The sequence below is a fragment of the Alsobacter sp. R-9 genome (genome assembly GCF_054612375.1).
On the sequence record NZ_JBTSWJ010000002.1, the window covers coordinates 487,798 to 504,849 of the forward strand.

General features: G+C 70.9%; 17 protein-coding genes and 1 tRNA gene. 12 read left to right on the plus strand and 6 right to left on the minus strand.

What is annotated here, in order from left to right; translation table 11 throughout:
- Positions 1–10 precede the first annotated feature (10 nt).
- Positions 11–1,327: a 30S ribosomal protein S12 methylthiotransferase RimO gene (rimO, locus tag ACX9GQ_RS04975; protein WP_459628430.1), complete on the minus strand. Its 1,317-nt coding sequence runs from the start codon at positions 1,325–1,327 to the stop codon at positions 11–13.
- A gap of 146 nt (positions 1,328–1,473) precedes the next feature.
- Here rimO and ACX9GQ_RS04980 point away from each other — a divergent pair, with 146 nt between their 5' ends.
- The 5 genes from ACX9GQ_RS04980 (at position 1,474) to ACX9GQ_RS05000 (ending at position 7,775) form a co-directional block, all read left to right on the plus strand.
- Positions 1,474–3,009, plus strand: a complete 1,536-nt coding sequence (locus ACX9GQ_RS04980) for an OpgD/OpgG family glucan biosynthesis protein (protein ID WP_459628431.1) — start codon at positions 1,474–1,476, stop codon at positions 3,007–3,009.
- Between the two features lie 159 nt (positions 3,010–3,168).
- Entirely contained in the window at positions 3,169–4,176 is a 1,008-nt protein-coding gene (locus ACX9GQ_RS04985) for a BMP family protein (RefSeq protein WP_459628432.1), read from the plus strand.
- 19 nt (positions 4,177–4,195) lie between these two features.
- Positions 4,196–5,767, plus strand: a complete 1,572-nt coding sequence (locus tag ACX9GQ_RS04990; RefSeq protein ID WP_459628433.1) for an ABC transporter ATP-binding protein — start codon at positions 4,196–4,198, stop codon at positions 5,765–5,767.
- On the plus strand, positions 5,764–6,834 hold the full coding sequence (locus tag ACX9GQ_RS04995; protein ID WP_459628434.1) for an ABC transporter permease: 1,071 nt from the start codon (positions 5,764–5,766) through the stop codon (positions 6,832–6,834). Before ACX9GQ_RS04990 ends, ACX9GQ_RS04995 begins: the two co-directional genes overlap by 4 nt.
- Entirely contained in the window at positions 6,831–7,775 is a 945-nt protein-coding gene (locus ACX9GQ_RS05000) for an ABC transporter permease (RefSeq protein ID WP_459628435.1), read from the plus strand. Before ACX9GQ_RS04995 ends, ACX9GQ_RS05000 begins: the two co-directional genes overlap by 4 nt.
- 6 nt (positions 7,776–7,781) lie before the next feature.
- On the opposite strand, the gene kynA is transcribed toward ACX9GQ_RS05000, so the two are convergent.
- Genes kynA through kynB form a run of 3 tightly spaced genes read right to left on the minus strand, consistent with a single transcriptional unit; the run spans position 7,782 to position 10,524 of the window.
- A complete protein-coding gene (gene kynA / locus ACX9GQ_RS05005) occupies positions 7,782–8,630 on the minus strand; it encodes a tryptophan 2,3-dioxygenase (RefSeq protein WP_459628436.1) in 849 nt (282 codons plus the stop codon).
- A 17-nt stretch (positions 8,631–8,647) separates the two neighbouring features.
- Positions 8,648–9,883: a kynureninase gene (gene kynU / locus ACX9GQ_RS05010; RefSeq protein ID WP_459628437.1), complete on the minus strand. Its 1,236-nt coding sequence runs from the start codon at positions 9,881–9,883 to the stop codon at positions 8,648–8,650.
- A complete protein-coding gene (gene kynB, locus ACX9GQ_RS05015) occupies positions 9,880–10,524 on the minus strand; it encodes an arylformamidase (RefSeq protein ID WP_459628438.1) in 645 nt (214 codons plus the stop codon). Before kynB ends, kynU begins: the two co-directional genes overlap by 4 nt.
- A 235-nt stretch (positions 10,525–10,759) precedes the next feature.
- Between kynB and ACX9GQ_RS05020 the strand changes: the two genes are divergently transcribed.
- Complete coding sequence (locus tag ACX9GQ_RS05020; RefSeq protein WP_459628439.1) at positions 10,760–11,080, plus strand: hypothetical protein; 321 nt, start codon at positions 10,760–10,762, stop codon at positions 11,078–11,080.
- Position 11,081: 1 nt separating this feature from the next.
- Positions 11,082–12,302, plus strand: a complete 1,221-nt coding sequence (locus ACX9GQ_RS05025) for a serine hydrolase domain-containing protein (RefSeq protein WP_459628440.1) — start codon at positions 11,082–11,084, stop codon at positions 12,300–12,302.
- Positions 12,303–12,309: 7 nt separating this feature from the next.
- On the opposite strand, the gene ACX9GQ_RS05030 is transcribed toward ACX9GQ_RS05025, so the two are convergent.
- Positions 12,310–12,459, minus strand: a complete 150-nt coding sequence (locus ACX9GQ_RS05030; RefSeq protein WP_459628441.1) for a hypothetical protein — start codon at positions 12,457–12,459, stop codon at positions 12,310–12,312.
- 319 nt (positions 12,460–12,778) lie between these two features.
- Between ACX9GQ_RS05030 and ACX9GQ_RS05035 the strand changes: the two genes are divergently transcribed.
- Both ACX9GQ_RS05035 and ACX9GQ_RS05040 read left to right on the plus strand, forming a co-directional pair.
- Positions 12,779–12,931, plus strand: a complete 153-nt coding sequence (locus ACX9GQ_RS05035; protein WP_459628442.1) for a hypothetical protein — start codon at positions 12,779–12,781, stop codon at positions 12,929–12,931.
- A 156-nt stretch (positions 12,932–13,087) separates the two neighbouring features.
- Positions 13,088–14,176, plus strand: coding sequence for an aromatic ring-hydroxylating dioxygenase subunit alpha (locus tag ACX9GQ_RS05040; protein ID WP_459628443.1), 1,089 nt, complete (start codon positions 13,088–13,090; stop codon positions 14,174–14,176).
- Between the two features lie 192 nt (positions 14,177–14,368).
- Here ACX9GQ_RS05040 and ACX9GQ_RS05045 read toward each other — a convergent pair.
- A tRNA-Ser gene (locus tag ACX9GQ_RS05045) sits at positions 14,369–14,458 on the minus strand.
- A gap of 163 nt (positions 14,459–14,621) precedes the next feature.
- Between ACX9GQ_RS05045 and ACX9GQ_RS05050 the strand changes: the two genes are divergently transcribed.
- From ACX9GQ_RS05050 to ACX9GQ_RS05060, 3 genes are all read left to right on the plus strand, one after another.
- Complete coding sequence (locus ACX9GQ_RS05050; RefSeq protein ID WP_459628444.1) at positions 14,622–15,098, plus strand: hypothetical protein; 477 nt, start codon at positions 14,622–14,624, stop codon at positions 15,096–15,098.
- 56 nt (positions 15,099–15,154) lie between these two features.
- Positions 15,155–15,574, plus strand: coding sequence for a hypothetical protein (locus tag ACX9GQ_RS05055; RefSeq protein WP_459628445.1), 420 nt, complete (start codon positions 15,155–15,157; stop codon positions 15,572–15,574).
- A gap of 312 nt (positions 15,575–15,886) precedes the next feature.
- The gene (locus tag ACX9GQ_RS05060; protein ID WP_459628446.1) at positions 15,887–16,981 is read left to right on the plus strand and encodes a septal ring lytic transglycosylase RlpA family protein; all 1,095 of its coding nucleotides are present in this window, start codon (positions 15,887–15,889) and stop codon (positions 16,979–16,981) included.
- The last annotated feature ends 71 nt before the right edge of the window (positions 16,982–17,052 follow it).

Consider the following 17,052-nt stretch of genomic DNA (forward strand, 5'->3'; position numbering starts at 1 on the left):
CTCCGGCCGGTCAGACCGCCACGCCGTGAAGGTCGTAGGCGTCCGCCCGCTCGACCTTGACGGTGACGATGTCGCCGACGCGCAGCGGACGCCGCGAGGAGACGTAGACCGCGCCGTCGATCTCCGGCGCGTCCCACTGCGAGCGTCCCTTGGCCACGGTGGGGCCGGCCTCGTCGACGATCACCTTGATGCGGCGCCCGACGCGGGACTGGAGCCGCCTCGCGCTGATCGCCTGCTGGGTCGCCATGAAGCGCTCCCAGCGGGCCTGCTGGACCTCCGGCGGCACCGGGGGGAGGCCGAGGTCGTTGGCGGTCGCGCCCTTCACCGGCTCGTACTTGAAGCAGCCGACGCGCTCGAGCTTCGTCTCGGCGAGCCACTGCAGGAGGAACTCGAAGTCCTCCTCCGTCTCGCCGGGGAAGCCGACGATGAAGGTGGAGCGGATGGCGAGGTCAGGGCAGATCTCCCGCCAGCGACGGATGCGCTCGGCCGTCTTCTCCTGCGAGGCGGGGCGGCGCATGGCCTTCAGCACCGTGGGCGAAGCATGCTGGAAGGGAATGTCGAGGTAGGGGAGCACCGTCCCCTCCGCCATCAGCTGCACCACCTCGTCGACGTGCGGGTAGGGGTAGACGTAGTGCAGCCGCACCCACGCCCCGAGCGAGCCGAGCTCGCGCGAGAGGTCGAGGAAGCGGGCGCGGACCTCGCGGTCCTTCCACGTCGAGGCCGCGTACTTGATGTCGATGCCGTAGGCGGAGGTGTCCTGCGAGACGACGAGCAGCTCCTTCACGCCGGCGGCCACCAGCTTCTCGGCCTCGCGCAGCACGTCTCCGGCGGGGCGGGACACGAGGTCGCCGCGCAGCTTCGGGATGATGCAGAAGGTGCAGCGGTTGTTGCAGCCCTCGGAAATCTTCAGGTAGGCGTAGTGGCGCGGCGTGAGCTTGACGCCCTGCGGCGGCACGAGGTCGAGGAACGGGTCGTGCGCCGGCGGCACGGCGTCGTGGACGGCGCCCATGACGCTCTCGTAGGCCTGCGGGCCGGTGATGGCGAGCACGGCGGGGAACCGCTCCCGGATCTGCTCGGGCTCGGCGCCCATGCATCCGGTCACGATGACCTTGCCGTTCTCCGCCAGCGCGGCGCCGATGGCCTCCAGCGACTCCGCCTTGGCGCTGTCGAGGAAGCCGCAGGTGTTGACGATGACCGCATCGGCGCCCTGGTGCGACTTGACGAGGTCATAGCCCTCGGCGCGCAGGCGCGTGATGATCCGCTCGCTGTCGACCAGCGCCTTGGGGCACCCGAGGGACACGAACGAGATCTTCGGCTGGGCCGTCATGCTGCATCCTGGCGTGAAGAGGGGCGCCCTGGCCGCAGGCGGGCGCTTTCGCGACGCTGATAGCCGCTCGCGCGCCGGGCGTAAACCGGGCGGCTGGAACGCCGGGCTCGGCCGTGTCGTTTCCGTGGAGACACGGGAGCGACGCGATGATCCTCACCAGACGCCTGATGCTGGCGCTCGTCTCCGCCGCCGCGGCCGGCGCGGCGGGTGGCGCGCGGGCGCAGCAGCACGCCTTTTCCTTCGACGACGTGGTGGAGCGCGCGCGCCGGCTGGCGGCGTCGCCGTTCCGGCCCGACCACAAGACGCTGCCGCCGGCCCTCGCCGCCATCGACTACGACGCCTGGCGCGACATCCGCTTCCGGCCGACGGAGGCGCTGCTGACGGGCGCGTTCCGGATGCACATGTTCCATCCGGGGTTCCTGTACCGGAACCCGGTCGACATCGCCGTCGTGCGCAACGGCGTCTCCGAGCCCGTGGCCTACGACCCGCGGCTGTTCGATCCAGGCCGCAACGTCTTCCGCTCTCCACTGCCGGCGGACCTCGGCTTTGCCGGCTTCCGGCTGCACTTTCCGCTCAACGACCCCGGCGTCATGGACGAGGTCGCCGTGTTCCTGGGCGCGAGCTACTTCCGCGTGCTGTCGCGCGACCAGCGCTACGGCATCTCGGCGCGCGGGATCGCGCTCGGGTCAGGCCGCGAGGGCGAGGAGTTTCCCGCCTTCACCGACTTCTGGGTGGAGGACCCGCCGGCGGGATCGGGGTCGATCACCATCCACGCCATTCTCGACGGCCCGTCCGTCGCGGGCGCGTACCGCTTCGTCCTGTGGCCCGGGGCGGCCACGGGCGTGGAAGTCACCTGCCGGCTTTTCCCTCGGCGCGAGCTGAAGGCCGTCGGCATCGCCCCGATGACGTCGATGTTCTTCGTCAGCGAGAACGACCGGCGCTTCACGACGGAATTCCGGCCGGAGGTGCACGACAGCGACGGGCTGCTGCTGCAGACCGGAACGGGCGAGTGGCTGTGGCGCCCGCTGCGCAACCCTGCGTCGGTCGGCATCTCCAGCTTCCTGGACCGCGATCCGAAGGGGTTCGGGCTCCTCCAGCGCGAGCGCGACTTCGACCGCTACGAGGACCTCGAGGCGCGCTACGACCTGCGGCCGAGCTACTGGATCGAGCCGACGGGCGAGTGGGGAGAGGGGCACGTGGAACTTGTCGAGCTGCCGGCGCGCGACGAGACGGAGGACAACATCGTCGCCTTCTGGGTGCCGAAGGAACCGCTCGCCGCCGGCAGCGACACCACGTGGACGTGGCGCATGCGCGTCATCGGCGCCGGGCTCGACCTGCACGCCGGCGGCCATGTCGTGTCGACCTTCCAGGGCGAGGCCCGGCCGGCGGGCGCCCGCGGCGCGGCTCCCGCCGGGACGCGTCGTTTCCTCATCGATTTCGCGGGCGGCGACCTCGGCTACTTCCTTCGCGAGCCGGAGACCGTGGAGATCGCCGCCTCGACCTCGAAGGGCGAGATCGCCAGGACCTTCCTCGTCCCGCACCCCGTCATCCGCGGCTTCCGCGCGGGCATCGACGTGCGGCTGAAGGAGGGGGAGACCGCCGACCTGCGGGTCTACCTGCGCTCGGGCGAGCGGGCGCTCACGGAGACCTGGACCTTCCCCTGGACCCACGCGCTGGCCTGACCGGCGACGGGGCCGTTTCCCTGTTCACGAGCGGTGCGGCCGTCTGGCGCAGGCGGTCGCGGCTGGCATATCGTTTGCCAAGACGGCTGGCATCGGGCGGGACAATCGCCGGCCCGCGCATGCCTTTGCCCAAGTCTTTCCGGAGGGGAGTTCAGGACCATGACCGATTTTTCGGCAATCGACCGCCGCAAGCTGCTTTGGATGGGCAGCGGCCTCGCCGCGGTGGCGGCTGGCGCCGGCCCCGCGTTCGCGCAGAAGGCGAAGCCCATCAAGGTGGCCGCGATCTACACCGTCCCGGTCGAGCAGCAGTGGGTGTCGCGCATCGACAAGGCGCTGAAGGCGGCGCAGGCGCGCGGCGACGTGACCTACAAGTTCTCCGAGAACGTCGCCAACACCGACTATGAACGGGTGATGCGCCAGTACGCGCAGGAGGGCAACGACCTGGTCGTCGGCGAGGCCTTCGCCGTGGAGCGCGCGGCGCGCAAGGTGGCGGCGGACTATCCGAAGACCGCCTTCCTGATGGGCTCGTCCTTCGGGCCGACGAAGCCGAACTTCGCCGTCTTCGACAACTGGATCCACGAGCCGTCCTACCTGACGGGCATGGTGGCCGGGAAGGCGACCAAGTCGAACGTCATCGGCATGGTCGGCGGATACGCCATCCCCGAGGTGAACCGGCTGATGTTCGCCTTCATGGACGGTGCCAAGGCGGTGAACCCGAACGTCAAGTTCATCGTCTCCTTCATCAACTCCTGGTACGACCCGCCGAAGGCGAAGGAAGCGGCCTTCGCCATGATCGACAAGGGCGCGGACATTCTCTACGCGGAGCGCTTCGGCGTCACCGACGCGGCCAAGGAGCGCGGGGTGAAGGCGATCGGCAACGTCATCGACACCGCGTCGCAGTACCCGGGCGTCGTGATCGCCTCGGCGCTCTGGCACATGGAGCCGACGATCGACCGGGCCATCAAGAACGTCATGGCCGGCACCTTCGAGGCGGCCGACTACGGCCAGTACAGCTACATGGCCTATGGCGGCGCCTCGCTCGCGCCGCTCGACCCGGCGCTCGTCCCGCAGGCGACCATCGACCTCGTCAAGGCGAAGGAGAAGGAGATCGCCGACGGCGTGTTCCGGGTCGACGTGAACGACGCGGAGCCGAAGTCGACGCTCTGATCGCGGCGCGGACGGGCCGATGGCGGACGGCATCCCGGGCAGCGGGACGGCCGGCGGGGCAGGGGCCCCGCCGGTGCTGCGCCTGCGCGGGATCACGAAGCGGTTCGGCCCGCTCGTCGCCAACGAGGCGATCGACATCGACCTCGCCCGCGGCGAGATCGTCGCGCTGCTCGGCGAGAACGGCGCCGGCAAGACGACGCTCATGAACATCCTCTTCGGCCATTACGTGGCCGACGAGGGCGAGGTGCTGGTGGAGGGCGGCGGCGCGCTGCGGCCGCTCGAACCCGGCTCCTCGGATGCCGCGCTGAAGGCCGGCATCGGCATGGTGCACCAGCACTTCACGCTGGCGGAGAACCTGACCGGCTTCCAGAACATCGTGCTCGGCACACGGCCGCTCTGGGCCTTCGGCACCGGCGGACCCGGCGCCCGCGAGAAGGTGGAGCGCATCGCGCGTCAATCGGGCCTCGGCGTCGACCTCGACGTGCCGGTGGCGCGCCTCTCGGTGGGCGAGATGCAGCGCGTCGAGATCCTCAAGGCGCTCTACCGCGACGTGAAGGTGCTCATCCTCGACGAGCCGACGGCCGTGCTCACGCCGCAGGAGGCGGAGGGGCTCGCCGCCGTCGTGCGGCGGCTGGCAGAGGGCGGGCTCGCGGTGATCTTCATCAGCCACAAGCTCGCGGAGGTCGTGGCGCTGTGCCACCGGGTGGTCGTTCTGCGGCAGGGCCGCAAGGTCGCCGACCGGCCGACGGCCGGGGCCGACAAGGCGACGCTTGCCGAACTGATGGTGGGGCGCTCCGTCGAGACCCGGCGGCCCGAGCCGCGGGCGGCGGGCGAGCCGTTGCTGACGCTGGAGGCCGTGACGGCCGGCCGGGGCGGCCGGGATCGCGTCTCGGAGCTGTCGCTCATGGTGCGCGCAGGCGAGATCGTCGGCATCGCGGGTGTGTCCGGCAACGGGCAGGGGGCGCTGGCGGCGCTCGTCGCCGGGCTGCTGGCGCCGCAGGCGGGACGCCTGGTCGTCCTCGGCGGCGAAGTGCGTCGCGCCGATCCTGCCGCCATGGTGGCGCGCGGCGTCGGCCGGGTGCCGGAGGACCGCCACAAGGACGGAGCGGTCGGTCCCATGTCGGTGGCCGAGAACCTCGTGCTGGAGCGTCTCTGGGACCCGGACGTCCAGTCCCTCGGCTTCCTGCGCCTTTCCGCCATGCGGGAGCGGGCGGTGGATGCGATCGCCGCCTACGACGTGCGCTGCCCTGGCCCGGACGCGCCGATCCGGCTGCTCTCGGGCGGCAACATGCAGAAGGTGATCCTGGCCCGCGCTCTCGGCCACGCGCCGCGGATCGTGCTGGCCAACCAGCCGACGCGCGGCCTCGACGTCGCCGCGACCGCGGCCGTCCACCGCCGCCTCATGGAAGCGCGCGACCGGGGCGCCGGCGTGCTGCTGATCTCGGAGGACCTCGACGAAATCTTCGCTCTGTCCGACCGCATCGCCGCCATCCACCACGGGCATCTCAGCGCGGCGTTTCCCGCCGCGCGCCTCGACCAGCGCAGCGTCGGCCTTATGATGGCCGGGCAGGACCCGGGGATCGCCGCGTGATCCGCTTCGTCCGCCGCGACCATCCGCCCCTGTGGCTCTCGGTCGGCGCGCCGGTCGCCGCCGGCCTCGCCGCGCTGGCGCTCACCGCCGTGCCGCTCGCCATCTCGGGCGCGCCGCTCGGGCGGGCCTACGCCATGCTCGTCGAGGGCTCCGTCGGGTCGGTGTTCGCGCTGACGGAGACGCTGTCCCGCGCCACGCCGCTCATCTTCACTGGCCTCGCCGCCGCCGTCGCGTTCCGGGCGCGGCTGTGGAACATCGGCGCGGAGGGTCAGCTCTACGCCGGCGCGCTGGCCGCGGTGGCGGTGGGCACCGGGGCGGTTTCGTTGCCGGCCTGGGCGCTCGTGCCGCTGGTGCTGGCGGCGGGGGCCGCCGCGGGGGCCCTGCTGCTGCTGGGGCCGGTGCTGTTCAAGACCCGCTTCGGCGCCGACGAGGTGGTGACGACGCTGCTCCTCAACTTCATCGTGCTGCTCTTCGTGCAGATGATGCTCGAGGGGCCGCTGAAGGACCCGATGGGCCTCGGCTGGCCGCAGTCGGAGCCGCTCCTCGACGAGGCGACGCTGCCCAAGCTCGTCGACAAGATGCGCGTCCATGCTGGCCTGCTGATCGGCGTCGCGGCGGCACTCGTCGTGCACGTGCTGCTGGCGCGAACCGTGTGGGGCTTCCAGATCCGCGCCGTGGGCGAGAACGCCGCCGCGGCGCGCTTCGCGGGCCTGCCGATGACGGGGACCTACCTGCGCGTCGGCCTGCTCTCGGGCGGCCTCGCGGGTCTCGCGGGCGCCTGCGAGGTGGCGGGGCTGAAGGGGTATCTCACCGCCGACCTGTCGCCGGGCTTCGGCTATGCCGGCATCGTCGTCGCCATGCTGGCCGGCCTCTCGCCCCTCGGGGTCGTGCCGGCCGCCGTGTTCGTCGCCGGCGTCTTCGTCGGGGCCGACACGATGAGCCGCAGCATCGGCGTGTCGAACTACCTCGCCGACCTCGTCGTGGCGCTGTCGCTGCTGTGCGTCATCGTCGGAGGGCTCTTCGTGCAGTTCGAGGTGCGGATCGTGCGCAGGGGGAAGCCGGCATGATGACGGCGCTCGACATCCTCGCGCAGCCGAGCTTCTGGGCCGCCGCGATCCGCATCGCGACGCCGCTGATCTTCGGCGTGCTGGGGGCGCTCATCTGCGAGCGCGCCGGCGTGCTGAACCTCGGCATCGAGGGCATCTTCGTCGCGGGCGCCATGGCGGGCTGGCTCGCCGTCTATGCGGGCGCGCCGCTGTGGACCGGGGTCGCGGTGGCGGCGGCGGTCGGGGCCGGGTTCGGTCTGCTGCATGCCATCCTCACGGTGCCGCTGGGCCTGTCTCAGCACGTCACCGGCATCGGCATCACGCTGCTGGCCACCAGCGCGAGCTATTTCGGCTACCGGGTCGCGTTCCCCAACGTGACGCAGCCGCCGCGGATCGAGCCGTTCCGGCCGCTCGACATCGGGCCGCTGCGCGATATTCCCTTCGTCGGCGACGTGCTGGCGCAGCAGACGGCGCTCACCTGGGTCGCCTTCGCCTGCGTCGCCGTGGTGGCCGTCGTGCTGGGCCGCACCCAGCTGGGGCTCGCGGTGCGGGCGGTCGGCGACAACCCCGCGGCGGTGGAGTCGCAGGGCCTCTCGGTGACGGGGCTTCGCATCGGCGCGGTGATGGCCGGCTCGGCGCTGATGGCGGTGGGCGGAGCGTTCCTCACCATGTCGGCGTTCAACGCCTTCTTCTTCGGCATGATCAACGGTCGCGGCTGGGTGTGCATCGCGCTCACGGTCTTCGCCTCGTGGCGGCCGGGGAAGGCGCTGGTCGGCGCGTTGCTGTTCGGGGCGTTCGACGCCTTTCAGTTGCGGCTGCAGACGAGCGCAGGCGGGGTCGTGCCCTCGCAGGTCTTCCTGATGCTGCCCTACGCCTTCTCGATCGCCGCCCTGCTGGTCGCGGCGCGGCGCGCCGACTATCCGCGCGCCCTGATGCAGCCCTACTTCAAGGGGCAGCGGTGAATTCGACTAGAGTTCCGTGCGGACCGCCCAGAGCTCCGGGAAGAAGCAGTAGTCGAGCGCCCGCTTGAGGTAGGCGACGCCCGCGGTTCCGCCGGTGCCGCGCTTGTGGCCGATGATGCGGGTCACCGTGCCGAGGTGGCGAAACCGCCACTGCTGGAAGGCATCCTCGAGGTCGACGAGCTTCTCGGCGAGCTCGTAGAGGTCCCAGTGGCCCTCCGGCTCGAGGTAGACCTGCTTCCACGCCGCCAGCACGCTGGCGTTCTCCTCCCACGGGCGCCGGGTATCGCGCTCCAGCACGGCGGCGTCGATGGAAAAGCCCCGGCGGGCGAGCGCGCGGATCGCCTCGTCGTAGAGGCTGGGGGCGGCGAGCACGCCTTCGAGGTGCGCCAGCACGTCGGGCTGGTGGCGGAAGGGCGAGAGGAACGCCTCCCGCTTGTTGCCCATGATGAACTCCAGCTCGCGGTACTGGTGCGACTGGAAGCCGGAGGCGGGACCGAGCTTGTGGCGGAAGCGCAGGTAGTCGGACGGGGTCATGGTCGACAGGATCGACCAGCTCTCGATGAGGATCGCCTGGATGCGCGACACGCGCGCCAGCATCTTGAAGGACGGGCCCAGCTCGTCGCGGGCGATGGAGGCGGAGGCGGCGGCGAGCTCGTGCAGCATCAGGCGGATCCACAGCTCGCTCGCCTGGTGGATCACGATGAAGAGCATCTCGTCGTGCTCGTCGCTGACCGGGCGCTGCAGGTCGAGCAGCTCGTCGAGCGCGAGGTAGCGGCCGTAGGTGTGGGCCGCGCGGTCGAAGCGGGTGTGGGCGCCCTCCGGCAGGCCGCCCGTCGGATCGTCGCCGTAGGCCATGCGCTCCTCCCGGGTTCTCAGGTCACCTTGGCCCGCATCCGGAACCGCTCCTGCTCGTATTCGCGCGTCAGCATGACCTGCAGGAGGTGGTCGGTGAGGTCCCAGACGTCGGTGTAGCGGGCGTAGAGCGGGCAGAAGCCGAAGCGCAGCACGTCGGGGGCGCGGAAGTCGCCGATGACGTTGCGGGCGATCAGCGCCTGCATGATGGCGTAGCCCTCCTCGTGGCGCAGCGACACCTGGCTGCCGCGCTCGCGCCCGTCGCGCGGGGCGCCGAGCGTGAAGCCGAGTTCCCCGCAGCGCTGGTCGACGAGGGCGATGAAGAGGTCGCCGAGCTTGACGCTCTTGGCGCGCACCTCCTGCATGTCGATGCCGTCGAACGCGTCGAGCGCGGCGTCGAGCGCGGCGAGCGAGAGGATGTTCGGCGTGCCGCAGATGAAGCGGGCGATGCCCTCGGCGGGGCGGAAGTCGAGGTCGAAGGCGAAGGGCGCGGCGTGGCCGAGCCAGCCGGTGAGGGGCGAGCGGGCGGCGGCCTGGTGGCGCGGCGCGACGTAGAGCCAGGCCGGCGCGCCGGGGCCGCCGTTCAGGTACTTGTAGGAGCAGCCGACGGCGAGGTCGACGCGGCAGGCGGCGAGGTCCACCGGCAGCGCGCCGGCGGAATGGGCGAGGTCCCACAGCATCAGCGCGCCGGCGGCGTGGGCGCGGGCGGTGATCGCCTCCATGTCGTGGACGCGCCCGGTGCGGTAGTCGACATGGGTCAGCATGACGAGCGCGGTGTCGGCGTCGATCGCCTCGGCGACGCCCTCAGGCGCCACGACCCGCACGTGCACGCCCTTGTCCATCACCTCGGCGGCGCCCGAGGCGACGTAGACATCGGTCGGGAAGTTGCCGCTGTCGGTGAGGACGACGTGGCGGCCGGGGTTCAGCGCCAGCGCCGCGCAGACGAGCTTGTAGAGGTTCACCGACGTGCTGTCGGCGGAAATGACGCTGCCGGGCTCCGCTCCGACGAGCGCTCCGATGCGGGCGCCCACCCGGGACGGCAGGTCTATCCAGCCATTGGTGTTCCAGCTGCGGATGAGGTCCTGCCCCCACTGGCGGCGGACGACGTCCTCCATCCGCGAAGCCACGTTGCGCGGCAGCGGCCCCAGCGAGTTGCCGTCGAGGTAGATCACGCCCTCGGGCAGGTTGAACAGGTCGCGCCGGGCGGCCAGCGGGTCGCGGGCGTCGAGCGCGGCGAGGTCGGAGCGGGTGATCATGGCTGGCCTCGGTCGGGCAGGGGGAGAGGTCTGAGGACGGCACGCACCGGCGCCGCGTCGCAACCGGCGATGCGCAGGGGGAGGGCGACGAGCTCGTAGGCGCCCGGCGTGACATGGTCGAGCACGAGGCCCTCGAGGATCCGGATGCCCGCCGCCTGGATCGCGTGATGGGCGGCGAGGTCCTTGGAATTGGACGGGTCCACGGAGGCGGCGTCGACACCTACGAGGACGGCGCCACGGGCGGCCAGCGCCTCGATCAGCGAGGGCGACAGCCCCTTCAGGCCGGCATCCCAGGCGTCGGGATAACGGTCGTACTGGCGGATCAGCACCCGTTCCACGCGCTCCGGCAGGGAGGGCAGTACGTCCGCCTCGGCGATCACCTCGCCGGCCGACCGCGCATCGACGACATGGCAGGGGCCGAGGAATGGCTCGAGCGGAAGCGCGTCGATGGCCGCGCCGGCGGCATCGAAGTGCAGAGGCGCGTCGGCATGGGCGCCGACGTGGCTCGACAGGACGATGCGGGACACGTTGACCGGGCAACCCGGGCCGATGCTCCACGTCGGCGCGACTTCGAAGGGCGTGTCGCCGGGCCAGCCCGGCATGCCGGCGCGAAACGGTGGGCTGATGTCGATGATCGCCACGGCGGCGGTTCCGCTCCGGGATTCGCTGACGCATTCCCGCGGGAGCCTACGCAAGCAACCCGGGCGTGTCATGCGCGGCGGTGTCGCCCCGCCGACCTACACGAACGTGTAGATGCGGGCCGTGTTTCCGGGCGCTACCATGGTCGAGATCCGGTTCGGCGCGGGTCTCCCATGCAATCTGCGAACTGGTGCGGCGCCGATGTGTTAGGACAATGCGCTGCGAAAGGATCCAGCCGTGCGTTCCCCGACGAAGAAGAACCAGCCGCTGCCGCCCCTGAAGGTCCGGCAGGAACCTCCCACGCTCGAGGAGGCCATCATCGCTGCGCGCTGCCTCGCGGACGACGACGAGCAGATCGCCGAGATCGCGGCGGGGCTGATGGGCGTCTCCGTGCAGGAGGCGATGGCCAAGATCGCCGCCTCCAGCAAGCGCACCGTGATGTCGGCCGCGACCACGGCGCCTGCGCCCCGCGGCGCCGGCACCTTCGTGGTGGAGCGCCGCCGCTCGATCGTGAAGCCTGCCGGAGGCCCGGCGCGTCCGCCCCTCAAGCGCCCCTGAGATGGCGCTCCCCGTCATCGCCGACCCGCGCGCGGTCGGGCTCTGCCCGGATCGCCTGTCGCGCATCGTCCCGTGGATGCGCCGTTACGTGGACGAGGGGAAGCTGCCCGGACTGCTGACGCTGGTGATGCGGCGCGGCGAGATCGCGTGGCTCCACGTGGAAGGGCGGGCGGATGTCGGGCGCGGCGTTCCGCTGCGCGAGGACGCGATCTTCCGCATCTACTCGATGACCAAGCCGCTGACGAGCGTGGCGGTCATGATGCTGTACGAGCGGGGCCTCTTCCAACTCGACGACCCCATCCACCGGTTCCTGCCGTGCTTCCGCGACATGCGCGTGTTCGTCGACGGCAGCCCCGCGAAGTGGGACAGCGTGCCCGCGCAGCGGCCGATCACCTTCCGCGACCTGCTGACCCATACCTCCGGCCTGACCTACGGGTTCATGGAGGCGCATCCGGTCGATGCCCTTTACCGCGCGAGGGACATCAACTTCAGCGCTTCGACGGAGGACCTGGGCGTCCTCGTGGAGCGCCTCGCCGCCCTGCCGCTGCTTTCGCAGCCGGGCACGCGGTGGAACTACAGCGTGGCGACGGACGTGCTGGGGCACCTCGTGGCCGTGATCTCGGGGCGTCCGTTCGAGGCTTTCCTGCACGAGGAGGTCCTGTCGCCGCTAGGCATGGTCGACACCGGATTCACGGTCCCGGAGGCCTCGCGCGGGCGGCTGACGGCCAACTACGCGCCCGGTCCCGCGGGCCTGACGCTGATCGACGACCCGGCCGACAGCCTCTTCAGCCGGGAGGGGCGCACGCCTTCGGGCGGGGGAGGGCTCGTCTCGACGGCTGCCGACTATGCGCGCTTCTGCCGTTTCCTGCTGAACAAGGGCGAACTCGACGGCACCCGGCTCCTCGGGCGCAAGACCGTCGAACTGATGATGGCGAACCACCTGGACGGCGACATCGCCGACATGGGCAAGTCGCGCTTCAGCGAGTCGACCTATGTGGGGATCGGCTTCGGCCTGGGCTTCTCGGTGATGCTGGATCCGGCACGGGCGCAGATCCTGGGCACGCCCGGAGAGGTGGCCTGGGGCGGCGCTGCGAGCACGGCCTTCTGGGTGAATCCGGCCGAGGACATGGCCGTGATCATGCTCACACAGCTGATGCCGTCGTCGACCTGGCCGATCAGGCGCGAACTGCGCGTCCTGACCTACCAAGCCATCGTGGACTGACCGCGACCTACCAGCGGCGCCGGCCCGACATCATCTCGGCGGCCTGAAGCCGTTCCTCCGGCGTCCGCCAGTCGCCCTCGGCCCACAGGGCGAGCAGCACCACCGGCACCGTCACAGCAAACTGAGCCATGTCGATCAGCCCCGACAGGAGCATCACCTCCATGCTCGCGAGCGTGGCTGCACACGCTCCGCAGACTCCCACAACCCTCGACATCCTGTGAGCCTTTGTTTCTCACTCGACAGTGCGTCGAGCTTGGCCCCGTTTCGTTAACATTAGCCTGTTGTCGCGCCCGCGCCATGGGCGAACAGCCAAGATTCGGTCGTGGCCTGAAGTCCCCCGGAAACGCGGCTGATTCGCGGCGATGGCATGGACGATGGTCCAATCTCTTTTTTGAAGATGATGGGGCCGAGGGCCGATGCCGCATTGACGGTAATCCGTTTAGGGTACGGCAACCATGAAGCCGGCGAGGTGCATCGTGACACGGTTCGGACTCTTCGTCGGCGGCCTCGGCGGCGCCCTGTTCGTGGGCGTGTCGGCCTTGTCGGGCCTGCTGACCCAGCGGTTCGATCCGCATTCCTTCCTCGCCGCAGCGATCATCGCCGTGGGCGTCGCCGCCGTCATCCGATAGGCGCCCCTCCGTCCTTCATCCTCGCGCTTGCGTCCGTTCGGGCGCGGCGTTACCGTCGGCACAATTCTTACAACCGTTAGAAAAAGCCGAGGACGCCGGGCCACCCGCGGTCATCGCGCGGTGCCGCTCCCGTCGCGGCGGCAAGGGGAGGCCGGCATGTTCATCCGCGACACGTGGTACGTGGCCGCCTGGCACTACGAGGTCGGGCGCTCGATCCTGGCGAGGACCATCCTCGGTGTCCCGCTCGTCTTCTTCAGGCGGCGGGACGGCTCCGTCGCGGCGCTGGAGGACACCTGTCCCCACAAGTTCATGCCGCTCTCGGGCGGCTTCCTGCAGGACGACACCGTCGTCTGCGGCTACCACGGGATGACCTTCGACGGCAGCGGGCGCTGCGTCCGCGTGCCGGGCCAGGACCTGATCCCGCGCAACGCGCGCGCCCGCAGCTTTCCGGTCGTGGAGCGGTACGGCTGGGTCTGGATCTGGATGGGCGACGCCGAGCGCGCCGACCCCGGCCTCATCATCGACATCCCCCAGCTGTCCGACCCGGCATGGGCGCCCTCGCGCGGCGAGCGCATGCACTATCGCGGCAGCTACCACCTGATGACGGACAACCTCATCGATCCGTCGCACGTGACCTACGTGCACGCCAAGACACTGAGCAACGCCACCGAGGTCGAACTTCCGCTCGAGACCAAGGTGTACGACGACCACGTCGCCGTGAGCCGCATCGTGAGGGACGGGCCTCCGGCGCCGTTCTTCCAGGCCTTCGGGAAATACTCCGGCAACGTCCACCGCTGGCAGGTGTACCGGGTGTCGCCGCCCTCGCTGTGCATCATCGACACCGGCACGGCGCCGGCCGACAGCGTCGATCCCGACGACATCGATCTTGCCGCGGACTCTCTCACCCGCTCCGTCAGCCTGCGCAGGGGCGACCCGTCGAAGCTTCTCTCGATCCGCGGCATCGACTTCCTCACGCCCGAGACCGAGCGCACGACGCACTACTTCTGGCAGCTGCTGCGCAACTTCGCCGTCGACGACCGCACCTGCGAGCGCAACGTGACGGAGGCGGCGACGGTGGCCTTCAACGAGGACCTCGTCGTGGTCGAGGCCGTGCAGCGGCGCGTCGACATGGGCCAGCTGCCGCCGCAGGCGATCCTCAAGGCCGATGCCGGCTCCGTGCACGTCCGCCGCATGTTCCAGCGCAAGCTCGATGCCGAGCAGGCCCGGACGAAGGCGGCGGAATAGGGAGGCGGCGAGGGCGGCTGGTCCCGTCGAGGGCCAGCCGGCCACGCGAGATCAAAGCCCAAGCCCAACTTGAGCCCGCTGCCCGACGCCCGCCTGAGAGGGGTGCCCGCGGCCGGATGTGCGGTCCATCGGCGGCGTCCCGGGATCCCACGCGAGGCGTCACGATGGCCAGGCTTGTCGCCGCAAAGTCTGTGGCGGAAGGGGTGGGATTCGAACCCACGGTGAACTTGCGCCCACGGCGGTTTTCAAGACCGCTGCCTTAAACCACTCGGCCACCCTTCCGCGAGGCGTCGCCTGCATCCGGACGCCTTCCGGGTGCATACAGACAGCGGGGGTCGGCGTCCATGGTCTTCGCGGGGACGCTTCGGCATGATCGGGCGTTGAGCCCCGGACAGGGCCCCGCGCGGGCGGCTCCGCGTCCGGCCCGCTGGCGATGGAGACGACGATGGCGATGCGCTGGGCCTGCATGAACGTGGCTGCGGGGATGACGGTTCGGGTCCTCGAAGCGCCGCAGACGCGGCGATGGGGCTCTGGGAGGCAGGGAGGCTGGTCGGCACCCGCCCCGGTCGGGCGTGCGTCGGGCGTCCGGTTCGTGCGAGAGCACTTCCTGTCGGTCTTCGGGGGGCGCAGCATCGTGCTCGGTTGCGTCCTGGCCGGCGCTCTCGCGTCGCCGGGCACCGCGCTGGCGCAGGCGCGGCCGGACTCCCTGCGCATGACCTGCGCGCAGGCGCGGTCGATTGTCGCAACGAGGGGGGCGGTCGTGATCGGGACCGGACCCTATATCTACGACCGGTTCGTCGCCGACCGCCGGTTCTGTTCGCTGAACGAGTTTGCACGCCCCGCGTTCATCCGCTCCCGGGACACCCCGCAGTGCATGGTCGGGTACAAGTGCACGCCGATCAGCGACGGCTGGTGGTGGTGACCGTCCGGCGGCCGGAGGCCGGTCGCCGGCAGGCGCAAGAAGTGGAGGCATCGGTGATGACAAGGACCGTATTCTCGGCCTGCGTTGCCGCCGGACTGGCGTGCGGCGCGATCGGCCTGATGGCGGCAGCGTCCGAGGCCGCGGCGAACGAGCCGCCGGTCATGGACGGCAAGACGGTGCGTGACACCGTCGCCGGGCGGCGGATCTACCTCTCGGTTCCGTTCGGCGGCGAACTGCCGCTCTACTACCGCAAGGACGGCCGCGTGGACGGCAGCGGGGAGGCCGCGGGCCTCGGCCGCTTCCTGAAGCCGTCCGACAGCGGTCGCTGGTGGGTGGACGGCAACCGCCTCTGCCAGCAGTGGACGTCGTGGTACGACGGACGGACCTTCTGCTTCCGTCTCGCCCCCGCCGGCCCGAATCGGGTGGCCTGGTTCCGCGACGACGGCGAGAAGGGCGTGGCGCGCGTCGGCGACTGACGCCCCGGAGCCGGCGGCTCCGCACCCCGATGATCCTGCCTGTCCGGCGCCGGCATCCCCCTGCGGCGCCGGACATTTCCCATAACTGTGGCGGGAATTGTCCCATCTGCCACAATTCGGCCCCGTTCGCCCGGCTCCCTGCCGGCAAGGCTCTCGCCGGGCATGGCGACGGGGGCGATTCGGCGTGGGCTTGTCGGGAGACGGGCTTGCGCTTAACACTCCCTTCACGCTGCGAGAGCTAACAAAGCGTATGCGGTGTCAGGGCCGCACGAGGACGGGGTGGTCTTCGTGACGGTCGCAGGGGAAAGTCGCATGTCTGACCGGCCGGGCCTTGTGTTGCGTTCGCCCGCGATCCCGATGTTCGTCCGGCCGCAGGATGGCCGGTCTGCTCTGCGCATCGGACTTCGCCTCACCGCCGTCGCCTTGACGGGTCTCGTCGTCGCCAACTGCAGCTCGGCGCAGAAAGTCGCGTCCAGCCGCGGCGGCATCGACCCGAAATACGGCGTGGCGCCGAGCCCGAAGGTAGTGGCCGACGGCGAGGCCGTTCCCAAGGGCGGCGGCCGCGAGATGGTCGGCAAGCCCTACGTGGTGGCGGGCCGCCTCTACACGCCACGCGAAATGCCCAATTATTCCGCCGTGGGGACGGCATCCTGGTACGGGCCGTCCTTCCATGGCCGCATGACCGCCAATGGCGAGGTGTTCGACCGCATGTCGATCTCGGCCGCGCATCCGACGATGCCGCTGCCGAGCTACATCCGCGTGACCAACCTCTCCAACGGCCATTCGATCATCGCCCGCGTGAACGACCGCGGCCCCTACCACGGCAACCGGCTGATCGACGTGTCGCAGCGCGTCGCGGATGCGCTGGCGTTCCGCCACAAGGGCACGGCGCGCGTGCGCGTCGACTACGTCAGCCGCGCCTCCACCGCGGGCAGCGACGACGAGCGGCTCTACGCTACGCTGCGGACGGACGGACTGCCGGCGCAGTTGCGCGGCGGGCCGACCATGGTGGCCTCGGCGCCTGCGCCTGCGCCAGCGCCCGAGCCGGTCGAGACGGTCGTCGCGAAGACGCCGGCTCCGGTGGCGGCGCCCATGGCCGTGGCTCCGGCTCCGCGGCAGGCGACGCTGGCCAGCGCGCCGGTGGCGCCCGCGCCGATCATCGGCAAGCCGGCTCCCGGCGTGCCACTCCCGCCCGACAGGCCCTTCGATCTCGGCACCGCCGCCTCGGCCGCCCGGACGGCGCCCCTGCCGGTGCCGCGCACGGCCTCGACGCAGGGCCTGCGGACCGCAGGGCTGTTCTATGCCGAGGTCGAGCCTCAGACGGCCGCGCGCTTCCGCAAGGACGACCCGATGGCGGCGCTCATCGCGCAGACCTTCGTGCCGCTCAACGGCAAGGCTGGTTTCTGAGCCAGCCGGGCGCCCCGTGGCGTTGATTTCCCCCGCGTTCCCGCCCATCGTTCGGGTGGGTGTGGCGGGTG